14 protein-coding genes are annotated in these 14,210 nt (G+C 68.0%); 11 read left to right on the forward strand and 3 right to left on the reverse strand.

What is annotated here, in order from left to right; genetic code table 11:
• Window positions 1–30: 30 nt before the first annotated feature.
• The 4 genes from LKO27_RS06365 to LKO27_RS06380 are packed head-to-tail and all read left to right on the forward strand — an operon-like array spanning window position 31 to window position 5,979.
• Window positions 31–2,034, forward strand: coding sequence for a maltotransferase domain-containing protein (locus LKO27_RS06365; RefSeq protein ID WP_227736259.1), 2,004 nt, complete (start codon window positions 31–33; stop codon window positions 2,032–2,034).
• A gap of 6 nt (window positions 2,035–2,040) precedes the next feature.
• Complete coding sequence (locus LKO27_RS06370; protein ID WP_227736260.1) at window positions 2,041–3,288, forward strand: phosphotransferase; 1,248 nt, start codon at window positions 2,041–2,043, stop codon at window positions 3,286–3,288.
• Window position 3,289: 1 nt separating this feature from the next.
• Window positions 3,290–5,206 carry a 1,4-alpha-glucan branching protein GlgB gene (glgB, locus tag LKO27_RS06375; protein ID WP_227736262.1) on the forward strand — a complete coding sequence of 639 codons (1,917 nt, stop codon included), beginning with the start codon at window positions 3,290–3,292 and terminating at the stop codon, window positions 5,204–5,206.
• Window positions 5,203–5,979, forward strand: a complete 777-nt coding sequence (locus tag LKO27_RS06380; protein ID WP_227736264.1) for an NUDIX hydrolase — start codon at window positions 5,203–5,205, stop codon at window positions 5,977–5,979. Before glgB ends, LKO27_RS06380 begins: the two co-directional genes overlap by 4 nt.
• Before the next feature lie 4 nt (window positions 5,980–5,983).
• Here the strand turns inward: LKO27_RS06380 and LKO27_RS06385 are convergent, their stop codons facing one another.
• Entirely contained in the window at window positions 5,984–6,889 is a 906-nt protein-coding gene (locus tag LKO27_RS06385) for a tetratricopeptide repeat protein (RefSeq protein ID WP_227736266.1), read from the reverse strand.
• Between the two features lie 103 nt (window positions 6,890–6,992).
• On the opposite strand from LKO27_RS06385, the gene pgm reads away from it, so the two are divergent.
• Window positions 6,993–8,624 (forward strand): phosphoglucomutase (alpha-D-glucose-1,6-bisphosphate-dependent), encoded by a 1,632-nt coding sequence (gene pgm, locus LKO27_RS06390; RefSeq protein ID WP_227736268.1) that lies wholly within the window; start codon window positions 6,993–6,995, stop codon window positions 8,622–8,624.
• 17 nt (window positions 8,625–8,641) lie between these two features.
• Here pgm and LKO27_RS06395 read toward each other — a convergent pair whose 3' ends face one another.
• Complete coding sequence (locus tag LKO27_RS06395; protein WP_370629952.1) at window positions 8,642–9,175, reverse strand: PH domain-containing protein; 534 nt, start codon at window positions 9,173–9,175, stop codon at window positions 8,642–8,644.
• Between the two features lie 10 nt (window positions 9,176–9,185).
• Window positions 9,186–9,338: a hypothetical protein gene (locus tag LKO27_RS06400; RefSeq protein WP_227736270.1), complete on the reverse strand. Its 153-nt coding sequence runs from the start codon at window positions 9,336–9,338 to the stop codon at window positions 9,186–9,188.
• Between the two features lie 148 nt (window positions 9,339–9,486).
• Between LKO27_RS06400 and mce the strand changes: the two genes are divergently transcribed.
• The 6 genes from mce (at window position 9,487) to LKO27_RS06430 (ending at window position 14,207) form a co-directional block, all read left to right on the forward strand.
• Entirely contained in the window at window positions 9,487–9,933 is a 447-nt protein-coding gene (gene mce, locus LKO27_RS06405) for a methylmalonyl-CoA epimerase (RefSeq protein ID WP_227736272.1), read from the forward strand.
• A gap of 78 nt (window positions 9,934–10,011) precedes the next feature.
• Complete coding sequence (locus LKO27_RS06410) at window positions 10,012–11,082, forward strand: DivIVA domain-containing protein (protein ID WP_227736274.1); 1,071 nt, start codon at window positions 10,012–10,014, stop codon at window positions 11,080–11,082.
• The gene (locus LKO27_RS06415) at window positions 11,083–12,423 is read left to right on the forward strand and encodes an AI-2E family transporter (RefSeq protein WP_227736276.1); all 1,341 of its coding nucleotides are present in this window, start codon (window positions 11,083–11,085) and stop codon (window positions 12,421–12,423) included.
• Between the two features lie 40 nt (window positions 12,424–12,463).
• Window positions 12,464–13,159 (forward strand): endonuclease NucS, encoded by a 696-nt coding sequence (gene nucS, locus LKO27_RS06420; protein ID WP_227736277.1) that lies wholly within the window; start codon window positions 12,464–12,466, stop codon window positions 13,157–13,159.
• On the forward strand, window positions 13,159–13,440 hold the full coding sequence (locus LKO27_RS06425; RefSeq protein ID WP_227736279.1) for a hypothetical protein: 282 nt from the start codon (window positions 13,159–13,161) through the stop codon (window positions 13,438–13,440). The genes nucS and LKO27_RS06425 overlap by 1 nt, the downstream gene beginning before the upstream one ends.
• Window positions 13,437–14,207, forward strand: coding sequence for an alpha/beta fold hydrolase (locus LKO27_RS06430; protein WP_227736281.1), 771 nt, complete (start codon window positions 13,437–13,439; stop codon window positions 14,205–14,207). Before LKO27_RS06425 ends, LKO27_RS06430 begins: the two co-directional genes overlap by 4 nt.
• Window positions 14,208–14,210 lie beyond the last annotated feature (3 nt).

Raw genomic sequence — 14,210 nt, forward strand, 5'->3', positions numbered from 1 at the left:
GCGGGTCGAACCCGCAGCTAGGCTGGGGGCGTGAGCGATACAAGCCCCGCAGGAAAGCACCTCCGTCGCACCGAGGGCGGCTTCGGCCGGATCCCCGTGTGCGACGTCCAACCGGTCATCGCCGACGGCGCCTACCCGGCCAAGGCGGTCGTCCATGAACGCGTCCTGATCCAGGCGCACGTGTTCCGGGAGGGCCACGACGCCGTGAACGCCTCGGTCATCCTGACGGCACCGCACGGTACCCAGCGCCGCGTTGACCTGCACCAGGTTGAACCGAAGGGCCTCGACATCTGGCAGGCCCATGTTCGGATGGCTTCCGAGGGCGACTGGACCTTCCGCGTGGAGGGGTGGTCGGACCCCTGGGCCACCTGGCTCCACCATGCCGAGGCCAAGCTTCCCCTCGCCATGGATCTCGAACTGGTGTGCATGGAGGGCCGGGAGGTCGTCGGGCGTGCCGCCGAGAACGCGCGTGCGCTGGGCGTGAACAGCGCCGCCGCCATCCTCCAGGCCGTCATCGAGGTGCTGCACCCCGAAACACCGGCGGAGGAACTGGTGGAACTCCTGCAGTCCCGGCCGGTGGCGCGGGCCATGGCGCGCTTCGGACCCCGCGAGCACGTGACGCCCACCAAGGAATACCCCATCCGCGTCGAACGCAGGCGGGCCCTCTACTCGTCCTGGTACGAGTTCTTCCCCCGTTCGCAGTACGCGCGCCAGCATGCGGACGGTTCCTGGGAGTCGGGCACGTTCGACTCCTCGCACGCGCGGCTCGACGCTGCCGCCGCCATGGGCTTCCACATCGTCTACGTGCCCCCCATCCACCCAATCGGCAAGGCCTTCCGCAAAGGCCGCAACAACACCCTCACCCCCGGTGAGCACGACCCGGGCTCACCTTGGGCGATCGGGTCGGAGTCCGGCGGCCATGACGCCATCCATCCGGACCTGGGTGACTTCGAGGCCTTCGACCGCTTCGTGGACAAGGCCCGTTCCGTGGGTCTTGAGGTGGCGCTGGACCTGGCGCTGCAGGCCTCCCCGGACCACCCCTGGGTCCGGGACCACCCGGAGTGGTTCACCACCAGACTGGACGGGACGATCGCCTACGCGGAGAACCCTCCCAAGAAGTACCAGGACATCTACCCCATCAACTTCGACAACGACCCCCATGGCATCTACCACGAGGTGCTGCGACTGGTGAAGTTCTGGATCGGTCGCGGAGTCACCGTCTTTCGCGTGGACAACCCCCACACCAAGCCGGTCGAGTTCTGGGACTGGCTGCTGGAGGAGATCCACGGCACCAATCCCGAGGTCATCTTCCTGGCCGAGGCCTTCACCCGACCGCAGATGATGGCAGCGCTGGGGAAGGTGGGCTTCCAGCAGTCCTACACCTACTTCACCTGGCGCGAGACCAAGGCCGAGCTGACGGAGTACCTGACCGAGCTGTCGAAGGACATGGCGGCCTACTACCGCCCCAACTTCTTCGTCAACACCCCCGACATCAACCCCTTCCACCTCCAGTCCGGGAACCCTTCGATCTTCGCGATCCGCGCGATTCTGGCCGCCACCATGTCGCCGTCCTGGGGGGTCTACTCCGGCTACGAGCTCTTCGAGCACGAGCCGAACGCCCGCGGCCGCGAGGAGTACCTGGATTCGGAGAAGTACGAGTACCGGCCCCGCGACTTCGACGCCGAACCCAATCTCAACCTGCTGCTGGGCACGCTCAACGAGATCCGCGAGCGTCATCCCGCCCTGCAGCAGCTCCGGGACGTCGCGTTCCACGAGACCGGTCATGACCAGCTCATCGCCTACTCCAAGCACGACGGCAACGACGTGGTTCTGGTGGTGGTCTCGCTGGACCCGGACAACGGGGTGGAGAGCGTGCTCGACCTCGACCTGGAGGCGCTCGGGGTCGCAGGCTCGGCGGAGTTCCGCGTCCTGGACGAGTTGAGCGGCGAGGAGTACTTCTGGGACGGCCGGCCATTCGTCCGACTGCACCCGGGCCGGGTGGCCCACGTCCTCCACGTGACCACCAAGGACTGATGCGGCGTGCCTTCCGAGAACGAGCAACTCCACGCAGCCCTCTGGAAGCTGACCTCCGACGCCCGCTGGTACTCCGGCAGGTCCCGCAATGGACAACTGGGATCGGTCCAGCTGGGAGACTGGCTCCAGCAGCCGGATCCCGGACCGGGGGTGCGAACGGCGGTGATCGAGGTCCAGTACCCCGGCGCCACCGCGGAACGCTACCTCGTCCCGCTGGTCTACCGTCGGCTCGGCCAGCAGGTGGCACCGATCCTGGCGGAGGTGGATCTGGGGGGCGTCACGCACGCCGTCGGCGAACTGCTCGATGACCCCGAGGCGTCCGCGCTGCTGCTGGACTGGCTCGCCTCGTCGGCGCCCGGTTTCCACCCAGTTCGCGAGATTCCCACCGGTCTCACCGCTCGCCGGTACGGCGGCGAGCAGTCCAACACGACGCTGTTCTTCGGCAACGAGGTGCTGTGCAAGGTGTTCCGACGGCTGGAGGACGGTCGCAACCCAGATGCCGAACTCCACGAGGCGCTCGCGGGCACCGGCGCGGTGGCCGAGCTCTACGGGACCTGGCGGGAGGGGGAAACGGACCTGGCGATCTTCCTGGAGACGCTGCCGGACCCGGTCGACGGCTACGTCCTGGCCTGCCGGCGCGCGGCCGACGGCGAGAGCTTCGCCGCCCACGCCCGCGCCCTGGGCCACGCCTTGGCCGAGATCCACGACAAGCTCGCCGCGGTCCTGCCCACCGGGACCGCCCAGGTGGCCGACTTCGCCCGAGCCGCCACACAGCGCTTCGAACTCGCGGCGCGGGAGGTTCCCGACCTGTCGCGGTTCCGGGGCCTGGTCGAGTCCACCCTGGCTGAACTCGGCGACGGCGCGTTTCCAACCCAACGCATCCACGGCGACTGCCACCTCGGGCAGGTCCTCCTCACCCGGGGCGAGTGGCGCTACGTCGACTTCGAGGGCGAACCGCTCAAGACCATCGAGGAACGCCAGCAGCCCGACATCGCATGGCGAGACGTCGCCGGCATGCTGCGCTCGTTCGACTACGCCGCCGCCAGCACCGGCGCCGATGGCGGCGACTGGCTGCGCGAGGCACGCACCGCGTTCCTGGCCGGCTACGGGGCCTCGGGGGGAATCGAGGAGAGGCTGCTGCGCGCCCTGGAACTGGACAAGGCGGTCTACGAGGTCCTCTACGAGGCCCGCAATCGGCCCGCGTGGCTGCGCGTACCGCTAGATTTTCTGGAATCACTCGCGAGGGAGAACTGAAATGGCGCACGACCAATTCGCAGGACTGGCCGGCTGGGACTTCGAGGGCTTCCACAACGGCGGGGACACCGAGATCTGGAAGCGGTTCGGCGCACACGTCGTGACGCTCGACGACGACGAGACCGGGCACGTCACCGGGGTCCGGTTCACGGTCTGGGCCCCCAATGCCCAGGCGGTGCAGGTCGTCGGCCCGTTCAACTGGTGGACCGGTGACGAGATGCGGCTCATCCCCGGCTCGGGGGTCTGGGGCCGGTTCATCGAGGGCCTTGGAGAGGGGACGCTGTACAAGTTCCGGATCCAGGGTCCCGACGGCGTCTGGCGGGAGAAGGTCGACCCCGTCGCGGTCTTCAGCGAGCAGGCACCGGCCAACGCCAGCATCGTGTACGAGTCGAAGTACGTCTGGTCCGACGACGAGTGGATGGCGCGCCGCACCACCGCGAAGGCCCACCAGGAGCCCATGAGCATCTACGAGTTGCACCTGGGGGGCTGGCGCAAGGGCAAGTCCTACCTGGAACTGGCCGACGAACTGGTCGAGTACGTCACCTGGCAGGGCTACACGCACGTCGAGCTGATGCCCCTGGCCGAGCACCCGTTCGAGCCGTCCTGGGGTTACCAGGTCTCCGGCTACTTCTCCCCCACCAGCCGTTTCGGCAAGCCCGACGACCTGCGCCACCTGATCGACCGGCTGCACCAGGCCGGTATCGGCGTCATCCTGGACTGGGTTCCGGGCCACTTCCCCAAGGACGAGTGGGCGCTGGGCCGTTTCGACGGAACCGCGCTCTACGAGCACGCCGACCCCCGTCAGGGAGAGCACACCGACTGGGGCACCTACATCTTCAACTACGGCCGCAACGAGGTGAAGAGCTTCCTGGTGTCCAACGCCCTGTACTGGGTCCAGGAGTTCCACATCGACGGCCTGCGGGTGGACGCCGTCGCCTCGATGCTCTATCTGGACTACTCCCGCGACGAGGGCCAGTGGGTGCCCAACCAGTACGGCGGCCGGGAGAACCTCGAGGCCATCGACTTCCTCCGCTACGTCAACCGCCACCTCTACGAGCGCCAGCCCGGCGTGTTGATGATCGCCGAGGAGTCCACCAGCTTCCCCGGGGTCACCAAGCCGGTACACGAGGGCGGACTGGGGTTCGGCTTCAAGTGGAACATGGGCTGGATGAACGACACGCTGCGCTACCTGCAGCTGGATCCCGTCTACCGCCAGTACGACCACAACCTGCTGACCTTCGCCATGGTCTACGCCTACTCGGAGAACTTCATCCTCCCGATCAGCCATGACGAGGTGGTCCACGGCAAGGGATCGATGATCAACAAGGTGCCGCAGGACGACTGGCGCCAGTTCGCCACGCTGCGGGCCTACTACTCGTTCATGTGGTCCTTCCCGGGCAAGCAACTGGTCTTCATGGGATCCGAGTTCGGGCAGCGTCCGGAGTTCAACGAGGCCGTGAGCCTGGAGTGGTGGGTCACGGACCTGTGGGGACACGGTGGACTGCAGCGCCTGTTCCGCGACCTCAACCACATCTACCGGGACAACCCCGCCCTCTATGAACTGGACGCCTCACCGGAGGGCTTCACCTGGATCAACGCCGACGACGCCGGGCACAACACCATCAGCTGGGTGCGCCACGACTCCGAAGGCAACCACGTGGCCTGCATCACCAACTTCTCGGCGGAGCCCCTGCGTGACTACTCGATCGGCCTGCCCGCAGAGGGCACGTGGGAGGAGATCCTCAACACCGACTCGACGGCCTACGACGGCTCCGGTGAGCATGGCAACCTTGGTGCGATCGAAGCCACCGGTGAGCCCTGGGGACACTTCAGCGCGCAGGGTCGCGTGACAGTGCCGCCGCTGGGCTCCATCTGGCTGCGCCACACCGTCGGGGCGGACGCGCAAGAGGAGTCGTGACGGACTTCAAGGTTCACGTCGACATCGCGGCGGGGGTGGGGCGCCTGCGCTGGGACGAGCAGGTGGTTGACGGGGAAACCCTCCGGCGTGCCGTGAGCCTCGCCGCCGACGACGCGATCATCGCCCATGACCTGCGCCGCCTGCAGGTGGACCTGCTGGCCACGGACCGGGCGGCACGCATCGCGGTTCACCACTGCGGTTTCAGGCTGGAGGGCAGGTTGCGCGCTGCCCAGCAGACCAGCTCCGGTGAGTTCGTCGACGTGCTGGTCTACGCCCGGCTGGCGATCGACCCCGTCTATGGCCCGATGGGGTTCTCTGGTGTCATGGACTCGGTCCTGCCCACCAAACGCATCATCGGGCACGCCGTGTTCCGGGACACCTCCGATCGGGTCCTGCTGACCGAGACCGTCTACAAGGAGGACTGGGAACTGCCTGGCGGCGTGGTGGAGCCCGGCGAGACCCCGCGCGTCGGCGCCGAGCGGGAGGTGCTCGAGGAGATCGGGCTGGCAGTCAGCTTCGGGCAGCCTGCCATTGTCGACTGGATGCCGCCCTACCTCGGCTGGTCAGACGCCGTGGAGTTCATCTTCGACGGCGGCACCCTGGCCGACGATGTGGCCGCCGAGCTGCTGGTCTCCGACGCCGAGATCCGGGCGCTGCACTGGGTGCCGCGCGAAGGACTCCGCGACCACGTAACGGAACTGTCGGCCCGCCGCATCGAACTGGTCCTGGACGGCTACCGCGGGATGACCGAGGACGGCAACCCAGTCCCCTGAGGACCTAGAACAACAGGCTCGAGAGTCGGCGGCGCGCCTTGAGCACCGCCGGATCGGTCCGTCCGGCAACCTCGAACAGTTCGAGCAGCCGGACCCGGATGGGATCGCGCTCCTCGGCGGGCAACTCGCCCGCGAGCCCCAGAAGTCGGTCGAAGGCCGCCGCGTACTCCCCCTGGATCACCTCGAGATCGGCAGCATCCAACTGCGTCGCAACGTCGTTCGGCTTTGCTGCCGCCTTCGTGACGATCGCCTTGGCGTCGAAGCCGACGCTGCGCTGCAGCAACGCTGCCTGCGCCCGGCCCGCGATGACCTCCGCGTCGCCGGGGGTGGCGGCCAGGAGCTTGTCGAACTCCTCGACCGCGCGGGCGTAGTCGCCCGCCTGGAGCGCATCGTCGGCAGCGGCGAAGCGCGGATCGGCGGCTGGCTGCGCGTCGGCCTCCTCAGCGCCGCCCGACGCGGGCACCGGCTGGGCACGGCCCGTCATGCCGTTGGCGACGGCCAGCTGGGCAACCTGGTCCAGCAACGGCTGGATCTCCTCCTTGCCCCGCGTGCCCTGGAAGAGCGGGGCGAGCTGGCCACCGATGATGGCCACCACCATCGGGACCGCCTGCACCCCCAACTGCTGGGCCAGCCGCGGCGCGGCGTCGACGTCGACCCGCGCCAGCAGGAACCTGCCCTGCGCGGCGTTGACCAGTTCCGCCAGCGTCCGGGAAAGGTCCGCCCCGCGGTTGTCCCGCGGCGAGTGGAACTCCACGATGACCGGGTGCTGCATGGAGAGGTTGGCAAGGCCCTGGAAGTCGGCCTCACCGGCCTCGACGACGTAGCTGGCTCCCCCGCCGGCCTGAGGCGTGGGCGTGGAGAGCCCGGAAAGGTCAACGGCTCCGGGACGCGAAAAGTTGGGGTCGGTCATGGTCCCATCTTTGCCGCCGTCGGCGAAGGGTTCAAACGGGCACCCCGAGACGCATCCCACGGCACCGCATGCGGGCGCCCGGACCAGGTGCCAGTATGGACCCATGGCACATGAGCGAGCCGGGCAGCCGGCGCAGGAATCCGACCTCATCGACGTCGACGCCGTTCTCGCGGCCTACTACGACCTCTCGCCCGACCCGGCCAACCCGGACCAGCAGGTCGTCTTCGGCACCTCCGGGCACCGCGGATCAAGCCTGGACACGGCGTTCAACGAGGCGCACATCGCCGCCACCACGCAGGCCATCGTCGAGTACCGGCGCGAGCAGGGCACCACCGGCCCTCTCTACATCGGCAAGGACACCCACGCCCTGTCCGGTCCCGCCTGGCGCACCGCCATCGAGGTGCTGCACGCCGCGGGAGTCACCATCCACGCTGAACGCGACGACGAGTACACCCCCACCCCGGCGGTCTCCCGTGCGATCATCCGCCACAACCGCGAGCACCGCGACGCGCTGGCCGACGGCATCGTCGTCACGCCTTCCCACAACCCGCCACGCGACGGCGGCTTCAAGTACAACCCGCCCAACGGTGGTCCGGCCGACTCCGACGCGACGAGCGTCATCGCGGCGCGCGCCAACGAACTGCTGGCAAACCCCTCGGCGATCGCGCGGACTCCCTACGAGCGAGCGGCCGCCGACGTCGTGCGCTACGACTACCGGTCCACCTACTGCTCGGAACTGGCCGACGCCATCGACCTCGACGCCATCATCGCCGCCGGGGTGCACATCGGCGCGGACCCGATGGGCGGCGCCTCGGTGCAGTACTGGCAATACCTTGCCGAGACCACCCGGCTCAACCTCAAGGTCGTCAACCCCACGGTGGACCCGACCTGGCGCTTCATGACCCTCGACACCGACGGCAAGATCCGCATGGACTGCTCGTCGGCCGACGCCATGGCTTCCCTGATCGCCAGCCGGAACTCCTATGACATCGCCACGGGCAACGACGCCGACTCCGACCGCCACGGCATCGTCACCCCGGACGCGGGGTTGATGAATCCCAACGCGTACCTCGCCGTCGCCATCGGCTACCTGTTCGCCAACCGCCCGGGCTGGAGCCCCGACGCCGGGATCGGCAAGACGCTGGTCTCCTCGTCGTTGATCGACAAGGTGGCGGCCAAACTGGGACGTCGCCTGGTGGAGGTGCCGGTGGGGTTCAAGTGGTTCGTGCCCGGCCTCACCGACGGATCAATCGGCTTCGGGGGCGAGGAGTCCGCGGGCGCGTCCTTCCTGGCCAAGGACGGCAGCACGTGGACCACCGACAAGGACGGAATCCTGCTCGCGCTGCTGGCCAGTGAGATCAAGGCGGTAACAGGGAGGTCCCCCAGCGAGCACTACGCGGACCTGGAGGCCGAGTTCGGCAAGTCCTACTACGCACGGATCGACGCTGACGCGGATCGTGACCAGAAGGCCCGCCTGGGGCGCCTCAGCCCGTCGGACGTGTCTGCCACCGAACTGGCCGGGGAGCCGATCACGGGTGTCCTCACGCAGGCGCCGGGCAACAACGCCGCGATCGGGGGCATCAAGGTGACCACCGCAAACGCGTGGTTCGCGGCCCGGCCCTCGGGCACCGAGGACAAGTACAAGATCTACGCCGAGTCGTTGAAGGATGCAGACCACCTCGCCGCGGTACAGGCGGAGGCGAAGGCGCTGGTCAACGCCACCCTGGCTGGCTGAGTGGCTCGGGCCCGGGGCTAGAAGCCGGCCTGGTCGGCCTGCATCGTCTTGCGCAGGCCGGCCCGCTGGATCACGCGCTGAATGGTCAGGTCGCGCTCCTCGGGCCGCCCGACGAACCGGATCTCCTTGAGACCCTGGTCCTGGGCCGCGGACTCGAACACGAAGTGGCCGTAGCCGAGCAATTGCCCCTCAAGCGTCTGGGTCAGGGAGATGTCCAGGATGCGCGTCATGGGCATGGTGGCGAGGTGCTGGTTGAACACTCCATGGATGCGGAAGACCCGCATGTTGGTGATCACGAACCTGTCCATGTAGGCGACGTGGCACTTCCACATCCCCAGGCAGAACGCCACCAGCCCCAGGGAGAGCGGAAACCAGAAGTAGTTGCCGGCGGGAATCATCAGGACGAACAGGACGCCACTCAGGGCGATCAGGACGTACCACCACAGGGTTGCCGCCCAGTGCTTGCGGACCTCGTCCACCACGACCTCACCCTCCACTTCGAGGAGGTGGCGACTCACGTCCGGTTCGAGGAACCGCCGCAGGAAGGCCACGCCGGAACCCCTAGCTGGCAAGGCTGGTGAAGAACGTGCCCAGCGCCTCGAAGGCCCCGAAGAACGTCTTCACCGCTTCTGCAGCCGCCTCTGGGCGCGTGAACAGGTAGAACACCACGAAGGCAGCAACCAGCAAGACGAGGATCTTCTTGATCCAGCCCACCACTCCTACCTCCCGGGGTTCGACGCAACGGTTCACCACACAGTCTGCCCGACGACCCAAGGAATCCACGGCGACGCGCCGGTGAGTGCATCGGAAGATCATCACCCCGCCCCGTCCGCGCGCGACGCCGTGTGCCAGAGTTGGAGGCATGGCAAACGAAGACCTTTTCATCTGCATCGACCACGTGGGACTCGCGGTCCCGGACCTCGATGAGGCCGTCAAGTTCCACACTGAGACCTTCGGCTGGCGAGAGCTGCATCGTGAGGTGAACGAGGAACAGGGAGTCGCCGAGGCGATGCTGGGCACCGGGGAGCAGGGCGAGGAGAACGCCAAGATCCAGCTCCTGGCGCCCCTGCGGGAGGATTCCGCGATCGGCAAGTTCATCGGCAAGAACGGTCCCGGCATCCAGCAACTGGCCTACCGGGTCAAGGACCTCGACAAGGTCAGCGAGGTGCTGCGTGCGCGTGGCATGCGCCTGCTCTACCCCGAGCCCAAGCGCGGGACCGCGAACAGCCGCATCAACTTCGTGCACCCGAAGGACGCGCGTGGCGTGCTGCTCGAACTCGTCGAGCCCGCGGCCGACGCGGGACACTGACCGGCACTCCCCTCGTTTCCACCCCCCCACCCGCTAGGCTCGTGGTCAGTTGGTGGGGGGAAGTCGAGGAGGATACTGGTGACCGATTCACACAGGGACTATGAGGACACCGAGGAGACGGGCCTCAATCTCTTCGAGGACCGGGCCTCAGCCGCGGGCAACTTCCCGCACTCCATGCTCGGCTACGACCGGCAGGCCGTCGACGGCTACGTCCGCGAGATGGAGCAGAAGGTAACCGAGCTCCGGGTGCAGGTCCGCGAGTTGCGTCGGGAGATGGAGTTCGTACGGGCGGAGACCGGCGCCAGCGACTTCACTCGTCTCGGCGCCCACGCCAAGACCCTGCTGCACGCCGCCGAGGCACAAGCTGCGGAACTCGTGCGCCTCGGCGAACACGAAGCGGAACGGATCAAGACCGAGGCGCGGCGCACGGCGGCCGCTCTGCGGGAGTCGGCGCAGAAGGAGGCCGACGACGTCCGCCTCAGCGGCCTGGCCGGGCTCCGCAAGCTCCGCTCGGAGCAGGCCGACGCCGGCAAGCAGGCGCTCGAAGCCGCAAAGAAGGACGCCGCACTCGTGACCACCGACGCCGAGTCGAGGGCCAAGGCGATCCTCGATGATGCCCGGGCACGCGCCGAGGCGACCGTGGCGACCGCCAGGGCCGAAGCAGCCCACCTGTTGCAGGCGGCCGAGCGCGACGCCTCCACCGCAAGCCTCGCGGCGCAGGAATCCGCGGAGCAGACGCTGGCAGCGGCCAGCGGCCAGGCGAAGTCCGCCGAGGAGGCGCTGGCGGAGCAACTGGCCAGGACGGAGCAGGCGTCGAAGTCCGCCTCCGAGACCGTGACGGCGGCACGCGAGGAGGCCGCGCGCATCCGTGCCCAGGCGGTCGCGGACGCCGAGGAGATCCGGCTGAACGCCACGCGCGAGGCCGAGGAGACGCTGGCGACCATGCGCAACCGGGCCAAGGAACTGGAAGGCGCCGTCGAGGAGCAGGTGGCCTGGCGCAAGGAGCAACTGGAGAGGGAGATCGCAGCGCTCAGCGCCAAGCGTGCGGCCGCCCTGAGCACGCTCGGAGACCTCAGGCAACTCGCCACCGAGGCGGCACAGGCCGACGACGAGCAGACCGTCCTCCTCAGACCCGAGAGCGAGCAGTAGGTGACGCTGCCCCCCAAGCCGGACGAGTCCGACGACGTCCTCGTCCCACAGGAACCGGAGCCGGTCTCCTCCCCGTCTGCCGATCCTCCCCCCTCTCCCGACGAGGTGGCGGTCCCCAGGGTGAAGGGCAGACGGGCACGATTCGCCAAGCACCGACCCAATCCGGACGGGGGCGGCGGGCGCCCCCGGGTGGCGAAGTTCGTCGGCCGGTTCTTCGGCGACGCCCAACGCGGCGCGAAGCAACTGCTCACCCCAGTGCCCGAGGCGCGCCCGGAGCCGGTGCCACCGGTGGTGACCACGGGCGAGTCGAAGCTGTTGAAGTCCTCGCCCTTCTCCCTGGGTTTCTTCGGTGCCATCGGCGTCCTGGTGGCAGTCGCGCTGTTCGCGGCGGTGAGCCAGGTGTCCAACATCCTGATCCTGGTGGTGATGTCGCTGTTCCTGGCCCTGGGGCTCTCTCCTGCCGTGGAGTTCTTCACCCGGCGCCGGGTTCCCCGGGGCGTGGCGGTCATGGTCGTCGCGGTGACCCTGCTCGGCGTGATCGTGCTGGGCATCACCGCTGTGGTGCCGATCTTCTCCACCCAGGCCCAGGACCTCGCCAGGAGCGTCCCCAGCCTGATCGACAACCTGAACACCAACCCCCAGATCGCCGCCTGGGACGAGCAGTACCAGATCCTCACCCGGGTGGAGCAGTTCCTCGTCTCCGGTGAGCTGATCCAGAACCTCTTCGGCGGGATCTGGGGGGCGGGCCGACTCCTGGCCAACGTCGTGTTCTCGCTCATCATGACCCTGGTCCTGACCATCTACTTCCTCGCGTCGTTGCCGGCGATCAAGGAGACCATCTACCGTTTCGCCCCCGCGAGCCGGCGTCCCCGGGTCCGCTACCTCGCCGACGAGATCTTCCGCGGCATCTCCGGCTACATCACGGGGATGTTCCTGATCGTGAGCGTCGCCTCCGGCTGCGCCTTCATCTTCATGAACATCGTGGGATTGGGGCAGTTCTCCCTTGCCCTGGCCTTCGTGACGGCCCTGTTCTGCTTCATACCGCTGGTGGGGTCCTCGATGGCGATGATCGTGATCGCGCTGGTCGGCTTCGCCGTCAATCCCACCATCGGCATCATCACGATCATCTACTTCCTCATCTACCAGCAGTTCGACGCCTACGTCCTCTACCCCAACGTGATGAAGCGTGCCGTCAAGGTCCCGGGTGCCCTGGTCGTGCTCTCGGCGATCATCGGCGGCACCCTGCTGGGCGTCATCGGCGCACTGATCGCCATCCCGACGGCGGCCGCGGTGCTCCTCCTGCACCGCGAGGTGGTCCTGCCCCATCTGGACGCCACCTGAGTGGTGGGCCCTTCCGCAGCGGGCTTGGTAGATTGGCGGGGTGCGTTTGGTTATTGCCCAGTGTCAGGTGGACTACTCCGGTCGCCTCACCGCCCATCTGCCCTTGGCCAAACGGCTGATCATGGTGAAGGCGGACGGATCGGTCTCGATCCATGCCGACGACCGCGCCTACAAGCCGCTGAACTGGATGAGTCCACCGTGCCACCTGACTGTCGTGGAGCCGGAGGCAGCGGCCGCCGAGGAACTGGGCATCTCCGAGGTCTGGCAGGTGCGTTCGGGCGACGGCGACACGCTCGTGGTGAGCATCGGTGAGGTCTTCCTGGACACAGACCACCAGTTCGGCCAGGACCCAGGCCTCCAGAAGGACGGCGTGGAGGCGCACCTGCAGGCCCTGCTCGCCGAACACCCCTCCACGTTCGGCGAGGGCTGGCAGTTGGTGAAGCGTGAGTACTACACGCCCATCGGTCCCGTGGACCTGCTGCTCCGCGACGCCAACGGCGCCCACGTCGCGGTCGAGGTCAAGCGCCGCGGAGACATCGACGGTGTGGAGCAGCTGACCCGCTACCTCGACCTGATGAATCGGGACCCGCACCTCGCACCCGTGCGCGGGGTGTTCGCTGCCCAGCAGATCAAGCCGCAGGCTGCCGTCCTGGCCAGCGACCGTGGCATCACCTGCCAGCTGCTCGACTATGACGCACTCCGCGGCATGGACAACGCGGAGGACCGGCTCTTCTGATGCCCAACAAGAGACGCCCGAGCAAGCACCTCAGGCCCCCAAGGCCCCTCAACTCCCAGCGGCACGCCAGCAGGCGACAGACGGCGGCAGGCCCGTTCCTGGTCCGGGAGATCCCGGCCGACAGGGCCCTGAAGCCCTACACCTGCCCGGGGTGCTCCAACAGCATCGCGGTGGGCATGGCCCACGTCGTCGCCTGGCCCGAGACTCCGGACCTGGGCTTCGACTCCGGCCTCGACCAACGCCGGCACTGGCACAAGCACTGCTGGAGGCTGCCCCGATGACCCTGCACAGCACCACGGTGGGCGACGGTTCCACCGACGTCGTGTTCCTCCACGGCCTCTTCGGCCAGGGCAAGAACTGGACCACCATCGCGCGCGGGCTCTCGGAGGTGGCCACCTCGCACCTGCTGGACCTCCCAAACCACGGACAGTCCACCTGGACCGTGGAGTTCACGCTGGACAACCAGACAGACGAAGTAGCGGCCTGGCTGCGCAAGACCTTCACCGAGCCCGTCGCCGTCGTCGGCCACTCCCTGGGCGGGAAGATCGCCATGCGGCTGGCGCTGCGCCACCCAGAACTGGTGGAGCGGCTGCTCGTCTCCGACATCTCACCGGCCCGCAACAGCGCCACCGAGGACTTCTCGTCGCTGGTGTCGGCCATGCGGAACCTTGAGCTGGAGAACCTGGGAAGCCGCACCGAGGCGGATGCGCAACTGTCAGTCCTGATCCCGGACCCGGCGGTTCGCGGCTTCCTGCTGCAGAACCTGCGTCGTCGCCATGGCGAGTGGATGTGGACGTGCAACCTCGACCTCCTCGGCGACTCGCTGCACCTCATCGGGGGCTGGCCGCCCATCGAGGGCACGTTCGAGCGCACCGTCTACTGGATCGCCGGTGGCCGGTCCAAGTACGTCCTCCCGGAGCACCTGGAGGCCATGCGGGCGCTGTTCCCCAAGGTGATCTCGGCCACGCTCAAGAACGCCGGCCACTGGGTCCATGCCGACCAGCCGGAGGCGTTCACGGCCACGGTCCGCCACTTCCTGGCGGCCTAGGAT

It is taken from the genome of Tessaracoccus sp. OS52, assembly GCF_020687685.1.
In the GTDB taxonomy this organism is placed as follows: Bacteria; Actinomycetota; Actinomycetes; order Propionibacteriales; family Propionibacteriaceae; genus Arachnia.

Coding starts and splice junctions, on each gene's coding strand:
- LKO27_RS06430 (WP_227736281.1), top strand. CDS start 13,437: ATGACCCTGCACAGCACCACGGTGGGCGACGGTTCCACCGACGTCGTG.
- LKO27_RS06425 (WP_227736279.1), top strand. CDS start 13,159: ATGCCCAACAAGAGACGCCCGAGCAAGCACCTCAGGCCCCCAAGGCCC.
- LKO27_RS06385 (WP_227736266.1), bottom strand. CDS start 6,889: ATGACCGACCCCAACTTTTCGCGTCCCGGAGCCGTTGACCTTTCCGGG.
- pgm (WP_227736268.1), top strand. CDS start 6,993: ATGGCACATGAGCGAGCCGGGCAGCCGGCGCAGGAATCCGACCTCATC.
- mce (WP_227736272.1), top strand. CDS start 9,487: ATGGCAAACGAAGACCTTTTCATCTGCATCGACCACGTGGGACTCGCG.
- glgB (WP_227736262.1), top strand. CDS start 3,290: ATGGCGCACGACCAATTCGCAGGACTGGCCGGCTGGGACTTCGAGGGC.